The following is a 17,585-nucleotide window of genomic DNA, read 5'->3' on the forward strand; positions in this document are numbered from 1 at the left end:
GACACCGGACGGGAGAGTAGCGAGAAAGAGGAACACATGGCTGACCTTCGCAACTATCAGACCCGAGCGGCGCCCGGCGCGCGCGTCGACGCGGCGATCGACGAGGGCCTGCGTGCCTACATGATCCGGGTCTACAACCTCATGGCCTTGGGCCTGGCCATCACAGGCCTGGCTGCATTCGGCGTGGCTTCGCTGGCGACGACGACCGACCCGTCCGCCGCTGCCTCGCAGTTGGGCAACGGCACTCTGCTGACCGCCTTTGGCAGCGCCATCTACCTGTCACCCCTGCGCTGGGTTGTGATGTTGGCGCCGCTGGCGCTGGTCTTTTTCATGAGCTTCCGCATCCAGACGCTGAGCGTATCCGCGGCGCAGACGACCTTCTGGGTCTACGCAGCCCTTGTGGGCCTTTCGCTATCGTCGATCTTCATCGTTTTCACGGGCGAAAGCATCGTACGCACCTTCTTCATCACCGCGGCCTCCTTTGGCGCTCTGTCGCTCTGGGGCTACACGACCAAGCGCGATCTGTCCGGGATGGGCTCCTTCCTGTTCATGGGCCTCATCGGCATCATCCTCGCGTCGCTGGTGAATATCTTCCTCGGCTCCTCCGCGCTGCAGTTCGCCATTTCGGTGATTGGCGTCCTGGTGTTCGCCGGCCTTACGGCCTACGACACCCAGCAGATCAAGGAGATGTACTACGAGGGCGACGACCAGCTCGTGGCCGGCCGCAAGGCGATTATGGGCGCGCTGCGGCTCTACCTCGACTTCATCAACCTCTTCATGTTCCTGCTTCAGTTCATGGGCAACAACCGCGAATAGACGCGGCCGGAACGAGGATTTTGAAGGGCGGTCGCTGACCGCCCTTTTCTTTTGGCAAGTGTCCTGTCATGAAAATAGGACGACAGGCCGCAAAGAGCTTCGACAGTGACCACCATCCGCGCCGCCCGAACCGCAGACCTTTCCGCTATCACAAAGATCTATGGACATGCCGTCGAGACCGGCACCGCGAGCTACGAGCTCGAACCGCCGAGTCTTGAAGAGATGTCGTCGCGGATGGAGGGGCTCACTTCAAACGGCTATCCCTATCTGGTGGCGGAAGAGGCGGAGCAGGTGCTGGGCTACGCCTATGCCGGACCATTCAGGCCGCGCCGCGCCTACCGCTTCATGGTGGAGGATTCCATCTACATCGCCCCTCACGCTCAGGGCAGAGGGATCGGTCGCCTGCTGCTCCAGGCGCTGATCGCGGAATGCAGCAAGCTCGGTTTCCGCCAGATCGCCGCCGTGATCGGTGATGGCTCACCTGAAAGCGCCTCGGTCAAACTGCACGAAGCTCTAGGGTTCCGGCATGCGGGCGTGCTCGAAGGCAGCGGGTACAAACATGGCCGCTGGCTCGATACGGTGTTCATGCAACTTACTTTGAACGGGGGCGATACTCTGCCGCCGGATCCGGAATCGCTGCCGGAAAGGCTGTTCAGGCGGGAAGCCGGAAGATAGGCAGAAAGTCGTTACGGGACGGGGCGGGCGTGTCGCCTGGCCGCCTTCCTCACGTTCCGACGAGGCGAAGCTTCTTGTCGAAAACCGTCAGCACCCGGGCGAGATCGTGTCCGCGCTTCAGAATAGCACCGGTCGCGGCAACCACGCTGTAGGCGCCCTGCTTTCTTGCAAGAGACGGGTCTTTCACGATCCGGAACAGCGGCACCTCGCTCGTACGCCGATAGACCGAGAAGATTGCCCTGTCTTCCAGATGGTCAATCGCATAATCGCGCCATTCACCAGCTGCGACCATAAATCCGTACACACGCAGGATCTGGTCGAGTTCCCGACGGTCGAAGGTGATCGGAAGCTTCAGCCGCGCCCGGCGGGCTTCGCCGAGCGGGATGAGGTTCCCGGAATCTTCCCTACCCTCCGCTGCGCCTGACTGATCAGCCATCCAGGGCACCTTTTTGTTACGGTCTTGTGACAATCAAGGTGGCGTGGGTGCGTGGGAAATGCAACCCCTACAGGCAAACCCGTGGCAATCTGGCCTCACGAAATCGCTACCCGTGGTCGGATTTGGTGATCATTCGCCTCATTATCGCCGTGTTCTTACCCCGCTTGCGCCCGATTTTGCGAAGACGATCCCCTTGTTGCCTGAGACGGTTCGATCCGGGGCAGTTCTGTACCCCAAGCCCCCCCGCCCACAGGGCTGTCATCGGATCGAACCAACTCCGGGCCTCCCAGGGCCCACCAGATGGCAACGATCTCCTGAGATCAACGCCGGTACAGGCATAGCCGTGCCGGCGCTTTTTTGTCAGCTGACGGCGCTCATCTGCGCCGCACCCAGAATGGCCTTGGGATTGCCATCCTCATCGGCGGATTGCACCAGCACCGCGCAACAGCCTCCCCTGCTCTTGATCTCCGACTTGGGGAACTCCAGCCGCATTTCCTTTCCGTGCCAGACCCCTACCGTCTGATGACCGGTGACGATGTTGCGGTACTCGACTGTCTTGCCCTTGTTCTCACCGGCGCGGATCTCCGCGGTATAGCTCGGCCTGTAATAAACCAGGAGGACGTGGGCGCCTGCCTCCGCCGATTCTCCGCCGCCGATCTCGATGGCGATATTCTTGCCTGCCGTCGAAAGAGCCACGTCGACAGCCAGCCCCCCGGCCCCATCCGCCGGCTGCACGGCATTGAGGACGGCATTACGGTCCGCTCCCACAACATCCTTCTGACCATTCACCACGATCTGGGGCGTGTAGACTCCCGTGCCAAGCACCTCACCATAGGCATGCTGCCTTTCGGTGTTTTCGGGCACGGCAAGGCTGTCTTCCCAGCCGAGATAATCCCAGTAATCTATGTGATACGCCAGCGCGACGATGTTGCTGCGTTCGGCGAGTTCTACGAAAAGGGCATCCGCCGGCGGACATCGGCTACAGCCCTGACTCGTGAAAAGTTCCACCACTGCGATTGGCCTTGTCGCTGCCCCTGCGATTCTAAGGCATCCAGGCAAAGCCACCGCGGCAAGGCCCATCTTCAACAGGGTTCTGCGCGCGGTCAAAATGCGCATGTTTCCTCTTCCTTTGGCGCGACCTCGCGGGCCGGCTCTTGTTGCACAATTTTAACGATCCTAGCGGCGAACGAAGATCTATGGAAAGTCACGTTGCGGTGAAAGCTTGGTTAACCAAAAGCATGAGTTTCAGATCGCAAAAAAAGAACCGCCGGCTAGCGGCGGTTCCAAAAGCCTTAGATTCGGGCGACTGCCTCAGGCTGCGAGATCCCGCAACACATATTGCAGGATGCCGCCATTCTTGAAGTATTCGAGCTCATCCAGCGTATCGATCCGGCAAAGCAGCGGCACTTCCTTCACCGAACCATCGCCGTAAGTGATCTTGGCAATCATCGTGGCGCGCGGCCTGATGGTGTCCAGGCCGTCGATCGTCACGATCTCGTCGCCCTTCAGCCCGAGTTCTTTCCAGCTCGTCTCCTCGGCGAAGACGAACGGGATGACGCCCATGCCGACAAGGTTCGAACGGTGGATACGCTCGAAGCTCTGCGCGATGACCGCCCGGACGCCGAGCAGGTTCGTGCCCTTGGCCGCCCAGTCGCGCGAGGAGCCGTTGCCGTACTCCACGCCCGCGAAGATGACGAGCGGCACGCCTTCCTGCTTGTAACGCATGGCAGCGTCATAGATCGACATCTCCTCCTTCGAGGGATAGTGGATCGTATAGCCGCCTTCCCGCCCGTTCTCGCCCAGCATGTGGTTGCGGATGCGGATATTGGCAAAGGTGCCGCGCATCATCACCTCATGATTGCCGCGCCGCGTGCCATACTGGTTGAAGTCCGCAACGCCCACGCCATGGTCCATAAGGTACTGACCGGCGGGAGACTGGGCCTTGATGGAGCCCGCGGGTGAAATGTGGTCGGTCGTGATCTTGTCGCCGAACAGGCCGAGTACACGCGCGCCCTTGATGTCGCCACCCGGCTGGGGCTTCGGCTGCATGCCCTCGAAATAGGGCGGGTTCTGCACATAGGTCGAGCCCGGATCCCATGCATAGGTCTCGCCGGCCGGTGCTTCCAGCCCCTGCCAGTATTCGTCGCCCTTGAAGACATCCGCATATTTGGTGGCAAACAGCTCACGCGTGACGTGCTTGGCGATGAACTCCTGCACCTCGGCCGAAGTCGGCCAGATATCGCGCAGATAGACGGGATTGCCGTCCCGATCCTCGCCGAGCGGTTCCTTGGTCAGGTCCTTGCGCACGGTGCCGGCGAGCGCATAGGCCACCACCAGCGGCGGCGAGGCTAGATAGTTCGCCTGAACGTCGGGAGACACGCGGCCTTCGAAGTTACGGTTGCCGGAGAGCACCGCCGCACCGATCAGACCCTTGTCGTTGATGGTCTTGGAGATCGGTTCCGGCAGCGGGCCGGAATTGCCGATGCATGTCGTGCAGCCGAAGCCGACCAGATTGAAGCCGAGCTGGTCCAGCTCCGTCTGCAGGCCGGATTTCTCGTAGTATTCGGCAACCACCTTGCTGCCGGGGGCGAGCGAGGTCTTCACCCAAGGCTTGCGCTTCAGCCCACGCCGGTTGGCGTTGCGGGCAAGCAGGCCGGCGGCGAGGAGGACGCTCGGGTTCGAGGTGTTCGTGCACGACGTAATGGCGGCGATCACCACATCGCCGTGGCCGAGATCGAAATCCTCGCCTTCGACCGCGTAGCGCTTGGCGGTGTCGACCGTCTTCTTGTACTCGGCCTCGAGCGCCTTTTCGAAATTGGGCGCGATCTCCTCGAGCGGCAGACGGCCCTCGGGACGCTTCGGACCGGCCATCGAAGGCACGACCGTGCCGAGGTCGAGTTCCAGGATCTCGGTGAAGACCGGATCCTGCATCTCCTCCTCGCGCCACAGGCCCTGCGCCTTGGTATAGGCCTCCACCAGCGCGATCTGCTCGGCAGAGCGGTTGGACATCGTAAGATACTTTATGGTCTCGCCATCCACCGGGAAGAAGCCGCAGGTGGCGCCATATTCCGGCGCCATATTGCCGATCGTGGCACGGTCGGCCACGGTCATGTTCGCAAGGCCGGGGCCGAAGAACTCGACGAACTTGCCGACCACGCCCTTCTTGCGCAGCATCTGCGTGACCGTGAGCACGAGGTCCGTGGCGGTGACGCCCTCGCGCAGCTTACCCGTCAGCTTGAAGCCGACCACTTCCGGCAGCAGCATGGAGACCGGCTGGCCGAGCATCGCGGCCTCTGCTTCGATGCCGCCCACGCCCCAGCCGAGAACGCCGAGGCCGTTCACCATTGTGGTGTGCGAATCGGTTCCAACGCAGGTATCGGGATAGGCGAGAAGCGTGCCGTCCTCCTCGCGGCTCCAGACGACGCGCGCGAGATATTCGAGATTGACCTGATGGCAGATGCCGGTGCCCGGAGGCACCACGCGGAAGTTCTGGAACGCCTTTTGGCCCCATTTCAGGAAACGGTAGCGCTCCGCGTTGCGCTTGTATTCCAGCTCCACATTGCGCGCGAAGGCGAGCGGCGTGCCGAATTCATCGACGATGACCGAATGGTCGATGACGAGATCCACCGGAACCAGCGGGTTGATCTTCTGGGGGTCGCCGCCGAGCGAGACCATCGCATCACGCATTGCGGCAAGGTCCACCACGGCAGGAACGCCGGTGAAATCCTGCATCAGCACGCGGGCGGGCGAGTAGGCGATCTCCACACCGGCGGAGCCGCGGTCGGAAAGCCATGCGGCCACCGCTTCGATGCTCTGCTTGGTAACGGAGCGGCCGTCCTCCTTGCGCAGGAGGTTTTCGAGCAGAACCTTCATGGAGAAGGGGAGTCTGGAAACCCCGGCAAGACCGTTCTTCTCCGCCTCCTTGAGGTCGAAGTAAGTATATTCGGTGTTCCCTACTTTCAGGGTGCGGCGGCTTTTATAGCTGTCGAGTGAAGTAGACACGTGCGATCCCATCCTGGTCTGTTCATCCGAACGGGAACGGACTTTCTGAGACGACAAGCTCAAATGCGGGTACGGTCATTTCCGCGTCCGCCCCCCGCGTACCAGCCGGTCAAGGCGGCATGTGCGCTGGTTCGGCACAAAGGCTCTCCACGCCGACCGCTGGCGTGGTTGCCCCGCATATAGAGAATTTCTAAAAAGAGTTCTATAGCGATTAAACTATTTTGGCACTTTGGGAAAAAGCCGGGGACAACCATTGCGGCAGGTAGGAGAACCCATGCGGCTTGCCGTGGAAAACCTGAGCGGCGAGCGCGGTGGGGAACTGATCTTTTCCGGGTTGTCCTTCGCTCTCGATCCAGGTCAGGCTCTTCTGGTAACGGGCCCCAACGGGGCGGGTAAATCCACTCTCCTGCGCACCGTGGCCGGGCTTCTTCCCGCGGCCTCCGGCAATGTCGAGTTCTCGGGAGGCGGAGAGACTTTCCCGGACGTGCAAGCCGCCTGCCACTATCTGGGCCATCTGAACGGGATGAAGACGGCGCTGACGGTGGAGGAAAATCTTGCCTTCTGGCGCACCTTTCTGGGCGGCCCCCGCCTTTCCGTCGATGATGCGCTCGAGGCGGTCGGCCTGAGCGAGATCGGGCATCTGCCCTTCGGCTATCTTTCCACCGGCCAGCGCCGCCGGACCGCAATAGCCCGCCTTCTCGTCTCCCACCGCCCGGTCTGGCTGCTCGACGAGCCGACCTCCGGCCTCGATCATGCCTCGGAGGCCCGTTTCTCCGAACTGATGCGGACGCATCTGGCGGATGGCGGCATCATCATCGCGGCGACCCACCTGCCCCTTGGGCTGGGACATGCTCGCGAACTGAGGATGGGGGCGGGCTGATGCTTGCGCTCTATCTGCGAGACGTAAAGCTCGGTTTGCGGGCAGGCAGCGGCGCGCTCACGGGTGCTCTCTTCTTCCTGGCCGTGGTGGCGGTCATTCCCTTCGGCGTCGGGCCCGATCTCAACCTGCTCGCACGAATAGGGCCGGCAATTCTTTGGATCGGAGCGCTGCTCGCCAGCCTTTTGGGGTTGGATCGCCTGTTCCAGGGCGATCGGGAAGATGGCTCTCTCGATCTTCTGCTTGGCAGCCGGGACCGTCACATGCTGGCGCTCACCGTCTTCGTGAAGTGCCTGGCACACTGGACGGTTTCGGTGCTCCCCCTCGTCCTCGTGTCTCCCTTGCTTGGCCTGTTCATGAATGTTCCGCCACTGGGCCTTCTTGCTGCCAGCTCCACACTCCTCGTAGGCACGCCGGCGATCACTTTCATCGGAGCCGTTGGAGCAGCGCTCGCAGTAGCCCTGCCGCGCGGCGGACTCCTCGTCTCCGTCATCATCCTTCCGCTGACCGTGCCGGTGCTGATTTTCGGGGTTGCGGCAAGCCGCGGTGCCGTGGCGGACCCGGACCCTTTCCTGCCGCCCTTCCTCATCCTGTCCGCGCTCACGCTCTTCTTCGCCGTGATCGGACCCGCCGCCGCAGCGCTCGCCCTGCGTTCATCTTCGGATTGATCTTGGCGGCGACTGGCAGACAATCCGATGAAGCGGACAAAAGGCCTCACGCAGCTTTTCCTATCATCAATTGCGCGCAGCTGCCTGACGTTCTATCTAACTGCCCATGAACGAGAAGGCCGTTCCCCGCTGGACCGAAATTGCAAACCCCACCCGCTTCCTCGAATTGGCGGGCGCGGTGCTGCCATGGCTTTCAAGCGCCGCGGTGCTGGTGCTGGCGGCCGGGCTCTACATGGCGTTCGCCGCGCCTGAGGATTACCAGCAGGGCATCACGGTTCGCATCATGTATGTCCACGTTCCCTTCGCGTGGCTTTCCATGCTCTGCTACACGATGATGGCGGGTTCGGCTCTCGGCACATTGGTCTGGCGCCATCCCCTGGCAGACGTCTCCTTGAAGGCCGCCGCGCCCATTGGCGCCGTCTTTACAGCGCTCGCGCTCGCCACAGGCTCCATCTGGGGCAAGCCCATGTGGGGCACCTGGTGGGTCTGGGACGCGCGGCTGACCTCGGTCTTTGTTCTCTTCTTGATGTATCTCGGGATCATCGCGCTCACGCGCGCGCTTGACGATCCCGGCCGTTCGGCCCGAGCCGCCGCGATCCTCACGCTGGTCGGCTTCATCAATATCCCGATCATCAAGTTTTCCGTCGATTGGTGGAACACGCTTCATCAACCGGCTTCGGTCTTCAGGCTTGATGGCCCGACGATCGATCCCAGCATGCTCTGGCCGCTCCTGGTGTGCGCGATCGGCTTCACCCTGCTCTTCCTCGCGCTTCACCTCATGGCCATGCGAAATGAGATCTGGCGCCGGCGGGTGATCGCAATGCGCCGGCTCTCCGCCCGCGCCGCGGAGATCAAGCCGGCGGAGGCATCGCGATGACGCACCTCGCCTATGTCACGGCAGCCTATGTCATTTCAGCGCTGGCGATCATGGGGCTGGTTTGCTGGATTTTGTTCGACCAGTCGGCCCAGCGGCGAGCGCTCAAGCAGCTTGAGGCGCGCGGCGTGCGCCGCCGTTCTGCTCGGGGCTCCGAATGAGCGCGGCGGAAGGCCAACCGCCCAGAAGGCGGCTGCTTATCCTGCTGGTACCCCTATTTGCGTTTCTTGCGCTCTCCGCGGTTTTCTTTATCGAGCTTCTTTCCGGAAAGGACAGCTCGGTCGTTCCTTCGGCACTTATCGGCCAGCCCGCACCCCAGACGGAATTGCCGCCACTGGAGGGCCTCGCGCTTCCCGGGCTCAACCCGGGCGACTTTGCCGGAAAGGTATCGGTCGTGAATGTCTGGGGCTCCTGGTGTATGCCCTGCAGGCAGGAGCATCCGCTGCTCATGGAGCTTGCGAAGGACGATCGCATTCGCCTTGTCGGCTTCAATTACAAGGATCAGCCTGAAAACGCTCGGCGCTTCCTTGGCGAATTGGGCAATCCATTCGACGCTGTTGGCGTCGATCAGAGTGGGCGATCAGCGATCGAGTGGGGCGTCTATGGCGTGCCCGAGACGTTCCTCGTCGGCCCGGATGGCAAGATCCGCTATAAACATGTTGGTCCGTTCACGCCGGCCAGCCTGAAAAACGAGATGATGCCTGAAATCGAGAAGGCACTTTCAGCCGGGTCTTGAGCGGCGCGTTATCACCGCCGCAGCGTCAGCAATTTAGGAAGAGCCACAACAGGCGCTGCCCGGCCGAAGGGCCGACCGGGCGAGCCGCCGCCTCAGGCGACGGCTAATTTCTGCTTTTCGAAGCGCTTACGCTCATGCGGATCGAGGTAGAGCTTGCGCAGGCGGATCGACTTCGGCGTCACCTCCACCAGCTCATCGTCCTGAATCCAGGACAATGCGCGCTCCAGGGTCATGCGGATCGGCGGCGTGAGCTTCACCGCCTCGTCCTTGCCGGCAGCGCGGATATTCGTGAGCTTCTTGCCTTTGAGGACATTCACCTCCAGGTCGTTGTCGCGGGAGTGGATGCCCACGATCATGCCCTGATAGACCTTCACGCCCGGATCGATCACCATCGGACCCCGGTCCTCAAGATTCCAGAGCGCGTAAGCCACGGCTTCGCCCGGTTCATTGGCGATCAGCACGCCGTTCACCCGGCCGGCGATCTCGCCCTTATACGGCTGATAGGAGTGGAAGAGCCGGTTCATCACCGCCGTGCCGCGCGTATCGGTCAAAAGCTCGGACTGATAGCCTATCAAGCCGCGCGTCGGGGCCAGGAACACCAGCCGCTGACGGTCGCCGCCGGAGGGGCGGAGTTCCACCATCTCGGCCTTGCGCTCCGACATCTTCTGCACGACGACGCCGGCGTGCTCCTCGTCCACGTCGATGACAACCTCCTCGATGGGCTCCAGGAACTGGCCGTCCTCGTCCTTCTTCATCACCACGCGCGGGCGGGAGACCGCAAGCTCGAAGCCTTCGCGGCGCATCGTCTCGATGAGCACCGACAATTGCAGCTCGCCTCGACCCGAGACGAAGAACGAGTCCTTGTCTGCAGACTCCTCGACCTTCAGCGCGACATTGCCCTCCGCCTCCTTCAAAAGACGATCGCGGATGACGCGGCTCGTCACCTTGTCGCCTTCGGTGCCGGCAAGCGGCGAGTCATTCACGAGGAAGCTCATGGTAACGGTGGGCGGATCGATCGGCTGAGCTTCCATGGGCTCGGCCACCGATGGGTCGCAGAAAGTATCGGCCACCGTGCCCTTCGACAGGCCGGCAATGGCGATAATGTCGCCGGCATGGGCTTCGTCGATCGGCTGGCGATCTAATCCCCTGAACGCCAGGATCTTCGAAATCCGGCCCTGCTCCAAGAGGCTGCCGTCCCGCGCGAGAACCTTTACCGCCTGGTTCGACTTGATGCTGCCGGAAGCGATACGGCCGGTGATGATGCGGCCGAGGAAGGGATTGGCTTCCAGGATGGTGCCGATCATGCGGAACGGCCCCTCCTCCACGGTCGGCTCCGGCACGTGCTTCAGCACAAGATCGAAAAGCGGCGCCAGACCTTCGTCCTTCGGTCCCGAAGGATCGAAATTCATCCAGCCATCGCGGCCCGAGCCGTAAAGGATCGGAAAATCGAGCTGCTCGTCAGTGGCGTCGAGAGCGGCAAAAAGGTCGAAGACCTCGTTGATAACCTCATCCGCGCGGGCATCCGGCCGGTCGATCTTGTTGACGGCGACGATCGGCTTCAAGCCCACCTTCAGCGCCTTGCCGACGACAAATTTCGTCTGCGGCATGGGCCCCTCGGCAGCATCCACCAGAAGAACGGCGCCGTCCACCATGTTCAGGATACGCTCCACCTCGCCGCCGAAATCGGCGTGCCCGGGCGTGTCCACGATGTTGATGCGCACGTCTTTCCAAACCACCGACGTGGCCTTGGCGAGGATGGTAATGCCGCGCTCTTTCTCGATATCATTGGAGTCCATGACGCGCTCATCCACGCGCTGGTTGTCGCGCACGGAGCCCGACTGCTTCAGGAGCGCATCGACGAGGGTAGTCTTCCCATGATCGACGTGGGCGATAATCGCAATATTGCGGAGTTTCATTGGTGCTCTTTAAATGGCGTGGCCGCGCAAAAGGCGCGGCCATGTTTCGTTGGCGTGCTCTTACAGTTTTTTTGGCCTTTGCGAAAGAGCGACGCACTTCACAGATATAGGAGCGGTTATCGCCCGCAAAAAGGCGCCCCGCAAAAATCAATCCCAGGCGACGTTTCCAAACCGATCCAAAGGGATCTTCAGATATCGCCGGCCGTTGCCCTCGGGCTCGGGCAGCCGACCGCCATTCATGTTCACCTGGAGAGCGTGGAGGATCAGCTTCGGCATGGGAAGTGTGCGGTCGCGAGCCTCCCGAAAATTTACGAACTCATCCTCGGTACGATACTTCGTGAGGTGGATATTCTCGGCCTTTTGCTCGGCGACGGTGCTTTCCCAGCGCGGTTCCCGCCCCCCCGGCTGGTAGTCATGGCCGGTGAAGATCCTGGTTTCATCCGGCAGCGATAGGATTTCCTGGATGGAGCGCCAGAGCCTCGTCGCATCCCCTCCCGGAAAATCTGCCCTTGCAGTGCCGCCATCCGGCATGAAAACAGTGTCATGCACGAAAGCGGCGTCGCCGATCACATAAGTGATGGAGGCCAGTGTGTGACCGGGAGAAAAAAGAACATAGGATGGGATTTCCCCGACGAAAAAGCGCTCGCCCGCGGTGAATAACCGATCCCACTGCGTTCCATCGGCAGAAAAGTCCGACAGGTTATAAATTTCCTTCCAGAGCTTCTGGACATCCACCACACGTTCTCCGATCGCCGTGGGTGCACCGGTCTTCTGCTTGAGATATGCGGCCGCGGAGAAATGGTCGGCGTGAGGATGGGTGTCGAGTATCCATTCGACCTCAAGCCCCTCCCGTTTTACGAATTCGAGAATTGCATCGGCGCTTCGCGTGGCGACCGCCCCGGACTTCTCATCGTAATCGAGAACCGGATCGATGATCGCACATTTGCCTGTGGCCGGATCGGCAGCAACATATTGCAGCGAGCTCGTTCGTTCTTCGAAGAACGCCGTCACCGAGGGCGTTTTAGGAGCCATGTTCATCTTCCAACGATATTGCCAGAAACGATCGAGCTTTATCCGAACGGTTCCGATCTGTCTCCACTCCGGAGGAGAGAAGCCACCCGTCCAAAATGATAAACGCTTGCCGCGAGAGTGGGGAACAACTACGGAACGGCCTTGATTTTGAACAACCGCTGGGGCATCGAAGCCCATCTTTTGCCCGCGTTGCGAGTCGCGGGCGTCCTTCCTTCAGCGGAGAAAACCATGGCCGACGACATCACGAACGAGACTGCGCAGACCGTTGCCGCCGGGCAGCTTCGCGCCTTCATCGAGCGCATCGAGCGCCTCGAGGAGGAGAAGCAGACCATCTCCGACGACATCAAGGATGTCTATGCCGAGATGAAGGGCAATGGTTTCGACGTGAAAGCGGTGCGCACGATCGTTCGCCTGCGCAAGAAGGATCAAGCTGAGCGCCAGGAAGAAGAGGCGATCCTGGACCTCTATAAAGCTGCACTCGGAATGGTCTGAAGCGACCCGCCACCGGTGATCACGAAGGCCGCCTCGAGCGGCCTTCTCTGTAGGAGGCAGGATCTGCCTGCTGCGCTACCAGCCGATACGGATGCCGATCGTGCCGCTCAAGACGCGGCTGTCGCCGAAGTTCTCAAAGCTCGTTCTTGCCAGTGCTTCGCCGTAGATCGAATATTTGTCGTCGGCGAGGTTCAAGGTACCACCGATACCTAGCCCGCCCCAAAGTGGCTGGTTGCGATGCTCAAATCCTACATTCGCCACGTCCACGTGCCAGCTGTCCGCGAAATCATAATAGAGATTGGCGATGCCGTAGAGGTGAGAGCGGTTCTTAACGCCCGCCTCACCACGCCATTCAGTTTGCCGGTCGATTGTTATGCCAAGGCGGGCTAAGAGGCTTTCACTCTTTTGGAACGAGACAGGCGCTCCGAAGGCGTCGACGAAATTGTCGAAGCTGATGCGGGAATAGGAGAACTGGCCCTGTGGCGTTGCAGCCCAGTGCTGTCCGAACCAGAACCTCTTGCCGGCTTCGATGCCCAGACCGTAGCCGAACGCATCCTGGTCCCGGGCAAGGTCCAGACGGGCAGTGGTGGAGTGGAGATCGCTCCTGTACCAAGTGGCGTGGCCCTGTGCGTCTACATAGAAATCATTGCTTCCGTACCAGGTAAGTGCTCCGCCGACCCCGCGGCCACTGCTCTCGATCCAGCCATTGCCGGTTTTCGAAAAGATATCGGAAGAGATTGTGCCGTAATGGGCGGTGATGCTTCCAAGAAGACTGCCGTATGGCTCCTCAGCCAGGAGCAGGTCAGCACCAGCTTGCAGTTTCCAGGTACCCACATCGGATTCGACGCCTGTGGAGGAGGTCTTCGGGATAAGATGGCTGCTCGAGGCTTCCACGCGGCCCCAAATGCCATTCCCTTCGATCAGACCATAATGTGACGGCATGCCCTTTTCGACCGGCGCCGGTTCTGTCGCCCAGAAGCGGTTGCCAAGCCGCTGCTGCAAGGTGCCCACACCGTTGAAGGACTGCAGCGTGCCTGCATAGCTCTCGTACACCGGGACGCCTGGCTGATAGAAGGAACGGAGATACCAGTCGCCATCCGTCGGCGAACTGATGCCGTTCTTGTAAAGGCCATATGCATACGCGCCCTGCACCATTACCTGGCTGTCATTCAGTGTGTAATTTCCAAGGAGCGAGAAAACGCCGTTTGAGGTCCCGCCGACATCGATGACTTTGATCCCCTCCGTGGTCAGCGCACCAAGACCGCCGATATTGATCACGCGCACATTCGTAGTGCCGGATGTATCACCCGTGATGATCAGGAGATCTGTGCTTGAATTGTCTCCGCCAAGCACGGTCTCAAGTTCGAGCGTGCCGCCATTGCCTGCATAATTGCCATTGATTGTGAGAGTGCCGATTCCGTTTCCAGGCGCAATGACACCCGCATTTGTGGTGTCGCAAACAGTGCCGGTGCCTTGGAGCCGTGCGGCGCTGCGTATGGTGAGCGGGCCGCAGATACTGCCGTTCACGATAAGAGCGCCTGCATCGACGGATGTGGAGCCTGCGAAGGCGGAGCTGTCACCCGTGAGGATCAAAGCGGCACCGCCGGTCTTGACGAGAGCGCCCGTGCCTAGGATCGAGCCGGCCAGCGTCAGATCCGCATTCGTCTGGATTGTGCCGCCCGCAGGCTCGATGAGGAAATTACGAGTCGAGGTGAAGGCAGCGGTGTTGCGCAATGTGCCGCCGGCCAGGGTGAGCACACCTGACGTCGCACCGAGATTGCCATCTTGTGAGACCTCTAGAACACCCTCATAGATGGTCCATGGGGTGTGTTCAGTCGTCGTCCCGGTCAGCCTCCAGGTGCTGGTCCCCCGCTTTTCGTAGAATCCGAACGGGTCGAACTGATCACCCGGGTTGAATTTGGAAACATCGAAGGTGCCGTCGCCAGCACCACCAAGAACGAATCTGTCTGTGTTGGTCGCGAGGACGCGTCCATAGATCCCATAGCCGGCATGCAGCTCGAGCGTGTTGCCGCCGCCCGTGAATTGAAGCGCGGTGCCGAAACTGTCGTCGCCGTTGCGACCCCCGTTGATGACACCACCATTGACAACGGTCACACCGCCTGTCCCGACCACGGCGGTGCCTCCGTGCGCCTGAGGTCCCATCAGCGGGCCAGCATTGCCGCCATTGATCGTGCCGAAATTTGCGAGCTTGCCGTTGACAACGGTGATGCCTATCGCGCCATGATTTCCGTCCCCTATCGAGGGACCGCCGCCGTTCCGTCCATCCGCGCCCGAGATGACACCTGTGTTGTGGAGCGCTCCCCCCGTCAAGCGGACACCTTCTCCGGCGGCGCCATGGCCGCTTACTCCCGCGTTCGCTCCCTCCCCTCCTCTACCACCCCTTATCGTGCCGCTATTGGTGTATGTCCCACCACTCAGCAACGCGCCCAATCCGCCTGCCCCGCCGAAGAAATTATCCCGTGAAGCAGGCAAATGGCCGAACATACCTCCCGAGCCGCCTTCTATGAGACCTTTGTTATCAAGCGAGCCTCCCCTCATGTTGAGTCCTATCCCGCCATTGCCCGTTCTTCCACCTCCTGTGGTGCTCTCTGCGTCATAGTTGCCGCCATCGCCGCCCGAGATGACGGCACCGACCTCGTTGACGAGCGTTGCACTGCTAAGCCCTGCACCGATACCGCCTTGGCCGGCACTCCCTGCCGTTCCCGATCTGCTCGTGCTGCCGCCGGTGCCGCCTTTGATGACGCCGTGATTGTTGATCTCGCCGCCGGTTTTTCCCAGGCCGGCACCCCCGATGCCGCGGCTATCTGTTTGATCAGCATTCCCGCCCTTTAGCGTGCCTAAAATCGTAATAGAGCCGCTGCCCGGAATGGTGATGCCGCTCCCATTTCCAGTGACTCCCATTCCAGTCGTTCCGTGCAACGTATACTTGCCCGTGATGATGGTAATTGGCGTGGTGGTGGGTGGGAGGGGAGTAGCTCCTAGCGAAATATCCGCCGTCAAAGTTATTGTGGAGGGAACACCACTGCCATTGGCGCCGTTGATCGCGTTGATCAGTTCGGCAGGGGTAGAGGCCGAAAAGTCCATTGCGAAAGCAGGTGTGCTTAAGGAAAGGGCGGCCAAAAGGGCGACTGCAGAAACAGCGGCCCGAGGGGCGAGCTCAGAGCCACATCTTCCGCTGAATCGCATTCCGGAAGCCGCGCTAAGCAAGCCGGGGAATTTCAGGCACGAAGTAGATCTCTGCATTCTCAATCCTCGTTGAACAAAGCCAAGCCCACCAAGCCAAATAGTTGCCTTGGGCACGAAGCCTCCGGTCACACACGGATCGGGGCCAATCAGTTTTTGCTTGAATGCCGATCCGCGCCATCACTTGCGCGGTCCACACGGCCAACCGGGATCCTACTCACCTAACCAGCCTGGCCGATGGCGAGTTTTGCTCATCAAAATTCCCGCACCTTCTACGCTTCGGCACGCACCAATCAGCTGTCGCCATAAGTACCGACGGCAGCTAGGCGCGTTTTCAGACCGACGCAGTTAGGGTCATTTGAATGATATACTCAAATAACAGAAGCGATCATCCGCGTTATCGGGAATAACAGCGCGAATATAGTTTTATGCTTGTTGAGTTTGGCCTGCAAAGAAGGCATATGACTTCTCCGCTGCGGCTCCTTTTCTAGCCGCGGCCATTGAGGTGCCGCGTACGGCGAAGTTCCGGGAAAAGCCACGCCCAGAGCCCGGCGATGGCGACCGCACCCACGCCGCCGAAGACCACGGCCGGTACCACACCGATAAATGCTGCCATCGTACCCGCCCGGAATTCGCCCAGCTCATTCGACGCGCCGACGAAAACCATGTTTACGGCATTGACGCGCCCTCGCAGCCTATCCGGTGTCCAGAGCTGTATCAGTGTCTCGCGGATGTAGACGCTGACCATATCCGCGGCGCCTAGTCCTGCAAGGGCCAGAATCGACAGAAGCGGAATGGTGGAAAAGCCGAAGACGGAGGTAAAAAGGCCGAATAGGCCGACGAAGAACAGCATAATTATGCCAGCGTGATCGCGAATCGGATGGCCCGCGAGCCACACGGCCACCAGAAGCGCGCCGATACCAGGAGCCGATCGCAGCAGGCCCAGTCCCCATGGTCCAAGTTCGAGAACATCGCGCGCATAGACTGGAAGGAGCGCCACCGCGCCGCCGAGCAGCACGGCGAAAAGATCCATTGAAATTGCTCCCAGCACGATCTTCTCGCTCCAGATATAGCGGAAGCCGGCGAAGAGCGTTTCCAATGTGGGCCTCTCGGCTTCGGTCCGCTGTGGAGGCTTAGGGATCGAAAAAGCCAGGACAGCTGCCGCAAGCATGAGCACTGCTGCCACGCAATAGGCCGTTTCCGCCGACAGGCCGTAAAGCAGCCCGCCCGCGACGGGCCCGACAATCGTGGCGACTTGCCACGCCGTGGAGTTCCAGGCCACTGCGTTGGCGAAATCCTCCGCAGGCACGAGATTTGCGATCAGCGATGCGGAAGCCGGCCCTAAGAAGGCCCGGGCCACTCCGAATACCGCGAGCACGGCAAGCACGGGCAGCACGGAGCCAAGGCCCTGCAGCGTCAGAAAAAGGAGTGCCAGAGCACAAATCGCTTCGAGGGCAATCGACAGCCCCATGATCAAGCGGCGTCCGAACCGGTCAGCGACAGCTCCCGTCACCAGGAAGAGAAGGAGCGAGGGCGTGAACTGGACGATTCCCACAAGGCCGAGGTCGAAAGGATTACGCGTCAGGTCATAGATTTGCCAGCCCACCGAAACCGAAACGATTTGGGTGGCAAAGGAAGCGAAAAGGCGGGCCGACCAGTACCGGGTAAAGGCTCCATGGCGAAAAGCCAAATATCGGTCGTCGGATGCGGAGGATTCGGCACTGTTCATGAAATTGCTGCGGGGTGTGGGCCGCTGGCCAGCGGCGATGACGGTGCTTTTAACCCAGGCATTTGCCACATGCGCCTATGAAATCACGCTCGGGGCCATTTTTTTCGACGTCAGGATTTCCGACCAAT

Annotated in this window: 15 protein-coding genes; 8 read left to right on the top strand and 7 right to left on the bottom strand. The window is 60.8% G+C overall.

Annotated elements, in window-relative coordinates; all coding sequences use genetic code 11:
• The first annotated feature begins 36 nt into the window (after window positions 1-36).
• Window positions 37-816, top strand: coding sequence for a Bax inhibitor-1/YccA family protein (locus CHEJ32_RS0109915; RefSeq protein ID WP_028033744.1), 780 nt, complete (start codon window positions 37-39; stop codon window positions 814-816).
• A 105-nt stretch (window positions 817-921) separates the two neighbouring features.
• On the top strand, window positions 922-1,491 hold the full coding sequence (locus CHEJ32_RS0109920; protein ID WP_028033745.1) for a GNAT family N-acetyltransferase: 570 nt from the start codon (window positions 922-924) through the stop codon (window positions 1,489-1,491).
• A 49-nt stretch (window positions 1,492-1,540) separates the two neighbouring features.
• On the opposite strand, the gene CHEJ32_RS0109925 is transcribed toward CHEJ32_RS0109920, so the two are convergent.
• The 3 genes from CHEJ32_RS0109925 to acnA form a co-directional block, all read right to left on the bottom strand.
• On the bottom strand, window positions 1,541-1,927 hold the full coding sequence (locus CHEJ32_RS0109925; protein WP_028033746.1) for a DUF2794 domain-containing protein: 387 nt from the start codon (window positions 1,925-1,927) through the stop codon (window positions 1,541-1,543).
• A 360-nt stretch (window positions 1,928-2,287) separates the two neighbouring features.
• Window positions 2,288-3,043, bottom strand: a complete 756-nt coding sequence (locus tag CHEJ32_RS0109930) for a thioredoxin family protein (protein ID WP_028033747.1) — start codon at window positions 3,041-3,043, stop codon at window positions 2,288-2,290.
• Between the two features lie 195 nt (window positions 3,044-3,238).
• Window positions 3,239-5,929, bottom strand: coding sequence for an aconitate hydratase AcnA (gene acnA / locus CHEJ32_RS0109935; RefSeq protein ID WP_028033748.1), 2,691 nt, complete (start codon window positions 5,927-5,929; stop codon window positions 3,239-3,241).
• A gap of 274 nt (window positions 5,930-6,203) precedes the next feature.
• On the opposite strand from acnA, the gene ccmA reads away from it, so the two are divergent.
• The 5 genes from ccmA to CHEJ32_RS0109960 all read left to right on the top strand — a co-directional run bounded on the left by ccmA (window position 6,204) and on the right by CHEJ32_RS0109960 (window position 9,084).
• Complete coding sequence (gene ccmA / locus CHEJ32_RS0109940; RefSeq protein ID WP_028033749.1) at window positions 6,204-6,809, top strand: heme ABC exporter ATP-binding protein CcmA; 606 nt, start codon at window positions 6,204-6,206, stop codon at window positions 6,807-6,809.
• A complete protein-coding gene (gene ccmB, locus CHEJ32_RS0109945; RefSeq protein WP_028033750.1) occupies window positions 6,809-7,474 on the top strand; it encodes a heme exporter protein CcmB in 666 nt (221 codons plus the stop codon). The genes ccmA and ccmB overlap by 1 nt, the downstream gene beginning before the upstream one ends.
• Before the next feature lie 106 nt (window positions 7,475-7,580).
• Window positions 7,581-8,351 carry a heme ABC transporter permease gene (locus CHEJ32_RS0109950; protein ID WP_028033751.1) on the top strand — a complete coding sequence of 257 codons (771 nt, stop codon included), beginning with the start codon at window positions 7,581-7,583 and terminating at the stop codon, window positions 8,349-8,351.
• Window positions 8,348-8,509 (top strand): heme exporter protein CcmD, encoded by a 162-nt coding sequence (gene ccmD, locus CHEJ32_RS0109955; protein ID WP_028033752.1) that lies wholly within the window; start codon window positions 8,348-8,350, stop codon window positions 8,507-8,509. Before CHEJ32_RS0109950 ends, ccmD begins: the two co-directional genes overlap by 4 nt.
• A complete protein-coding gene (locus tag CHEJ32_RS0109960; RefSeq protein WP_028033753.1) occupies window positions 8,506-9,084 on the top strand; it encodes a DsbE family thiol:disulfide interchange protein in 579 nt (192 codons plus the stop codon). The genes ccmD and CHEJ32_RS0109960 overlap by 4 nt, the downstream gene beginning before the upstream one ends.
• Window positions 9,085-9,176: 92 nt before the next feature.
• On the opposite strand, the gene typA is transcribed toward CHEJ32_RS0109960, so the two are convergent.
• Together typA and CHEJ32_RS0109970 are read right to left on the bottom strand one after the other, a co-directional pair.
• Complete coding sequence (gene typA / locus CHEJ32_RS0109965) at window positions 9,177-11,000, bottom strand: translational GTPase TypA (protein ID WP_028033754.1); 1,824 nt, start codon at window positions 10,998-11,000, stop codon at window positions 9,177-9,179.
• Between the two features lie 147 nt (window positions 11,001-11,147).
• On the bottom strand, window positions 11,148-12,032 hold the full coding sequence (locus CHEJ32_RS0109970; RefSeq protein ID WP_028033755.1) for an MBL fold metallo-hydrolase: 885 nt from the start codon (window positions 12,030-12,032) through the stop codon (window positions 11,148-11,150).
• Window positions 12,033-12,260: 228 nt separating this feature from the next.
• Here CHEJ32_RS0109970 and CHEJ32_RS0109975 point away from each other — a divergent pair, with 228 nt between their 5' ends.
• A complete protein-coding gene (locus CHEJ32_RS0109975) occupies window positions 12,261-12,524 on the top strand; it encodes a DUF2312 domain-containing protein (protein ID WP_028033756.1) in 264 nt (87 codons plus the stop codon).
• Between the two features lie 75 nt (window positions 12,525-12,599).
• Here CHEJ32_RS0109975 and CHEJ32_RS24340 read toward each other — a convergent pair whose 3' ends face one another.
• Together CHEJ32_RS24340 and CHEJ32_RS0109985 are read right to left on the bottom strand one after the other, a co-directional pair.
• Window positions 12,600-15,446: an autotransporter outer membrane beta-barrel domain-containing protein gene (locus CHEJ32_RS24340; RefSeq protein ID WP_051469575.1), complete on the bottom strand. Its 2,847-nt coding sequence runs from the start codon at window positions 15,444-15,446 to the stop codon at window positions 12,600-12,602.
• Between the two features lie 769 nt (window positions 15,447-16,215).
• A complete protein-coding gene (locus tag CHEJ32_RS0109985) occupies window positions 16,216-17,457 on the bottom strand; it encodes an MFS transporter (protein WP_028033757.1) in 1,242 nt (413 codons plus the stop codon).
• Window positions 17,458-17,585 lie beyond the last annotated feature (128 nt).

This window comes from Chelativorans sp. J32 (assembly GCF_000518985.1).
In the GTDB taxonomy this organism is placed as follows: domain Bacteria; phylum Pseudomonadota; class Alphaproteobacteria; order Rhizobiales; family Rhizobiaceae; genus Chelativorans.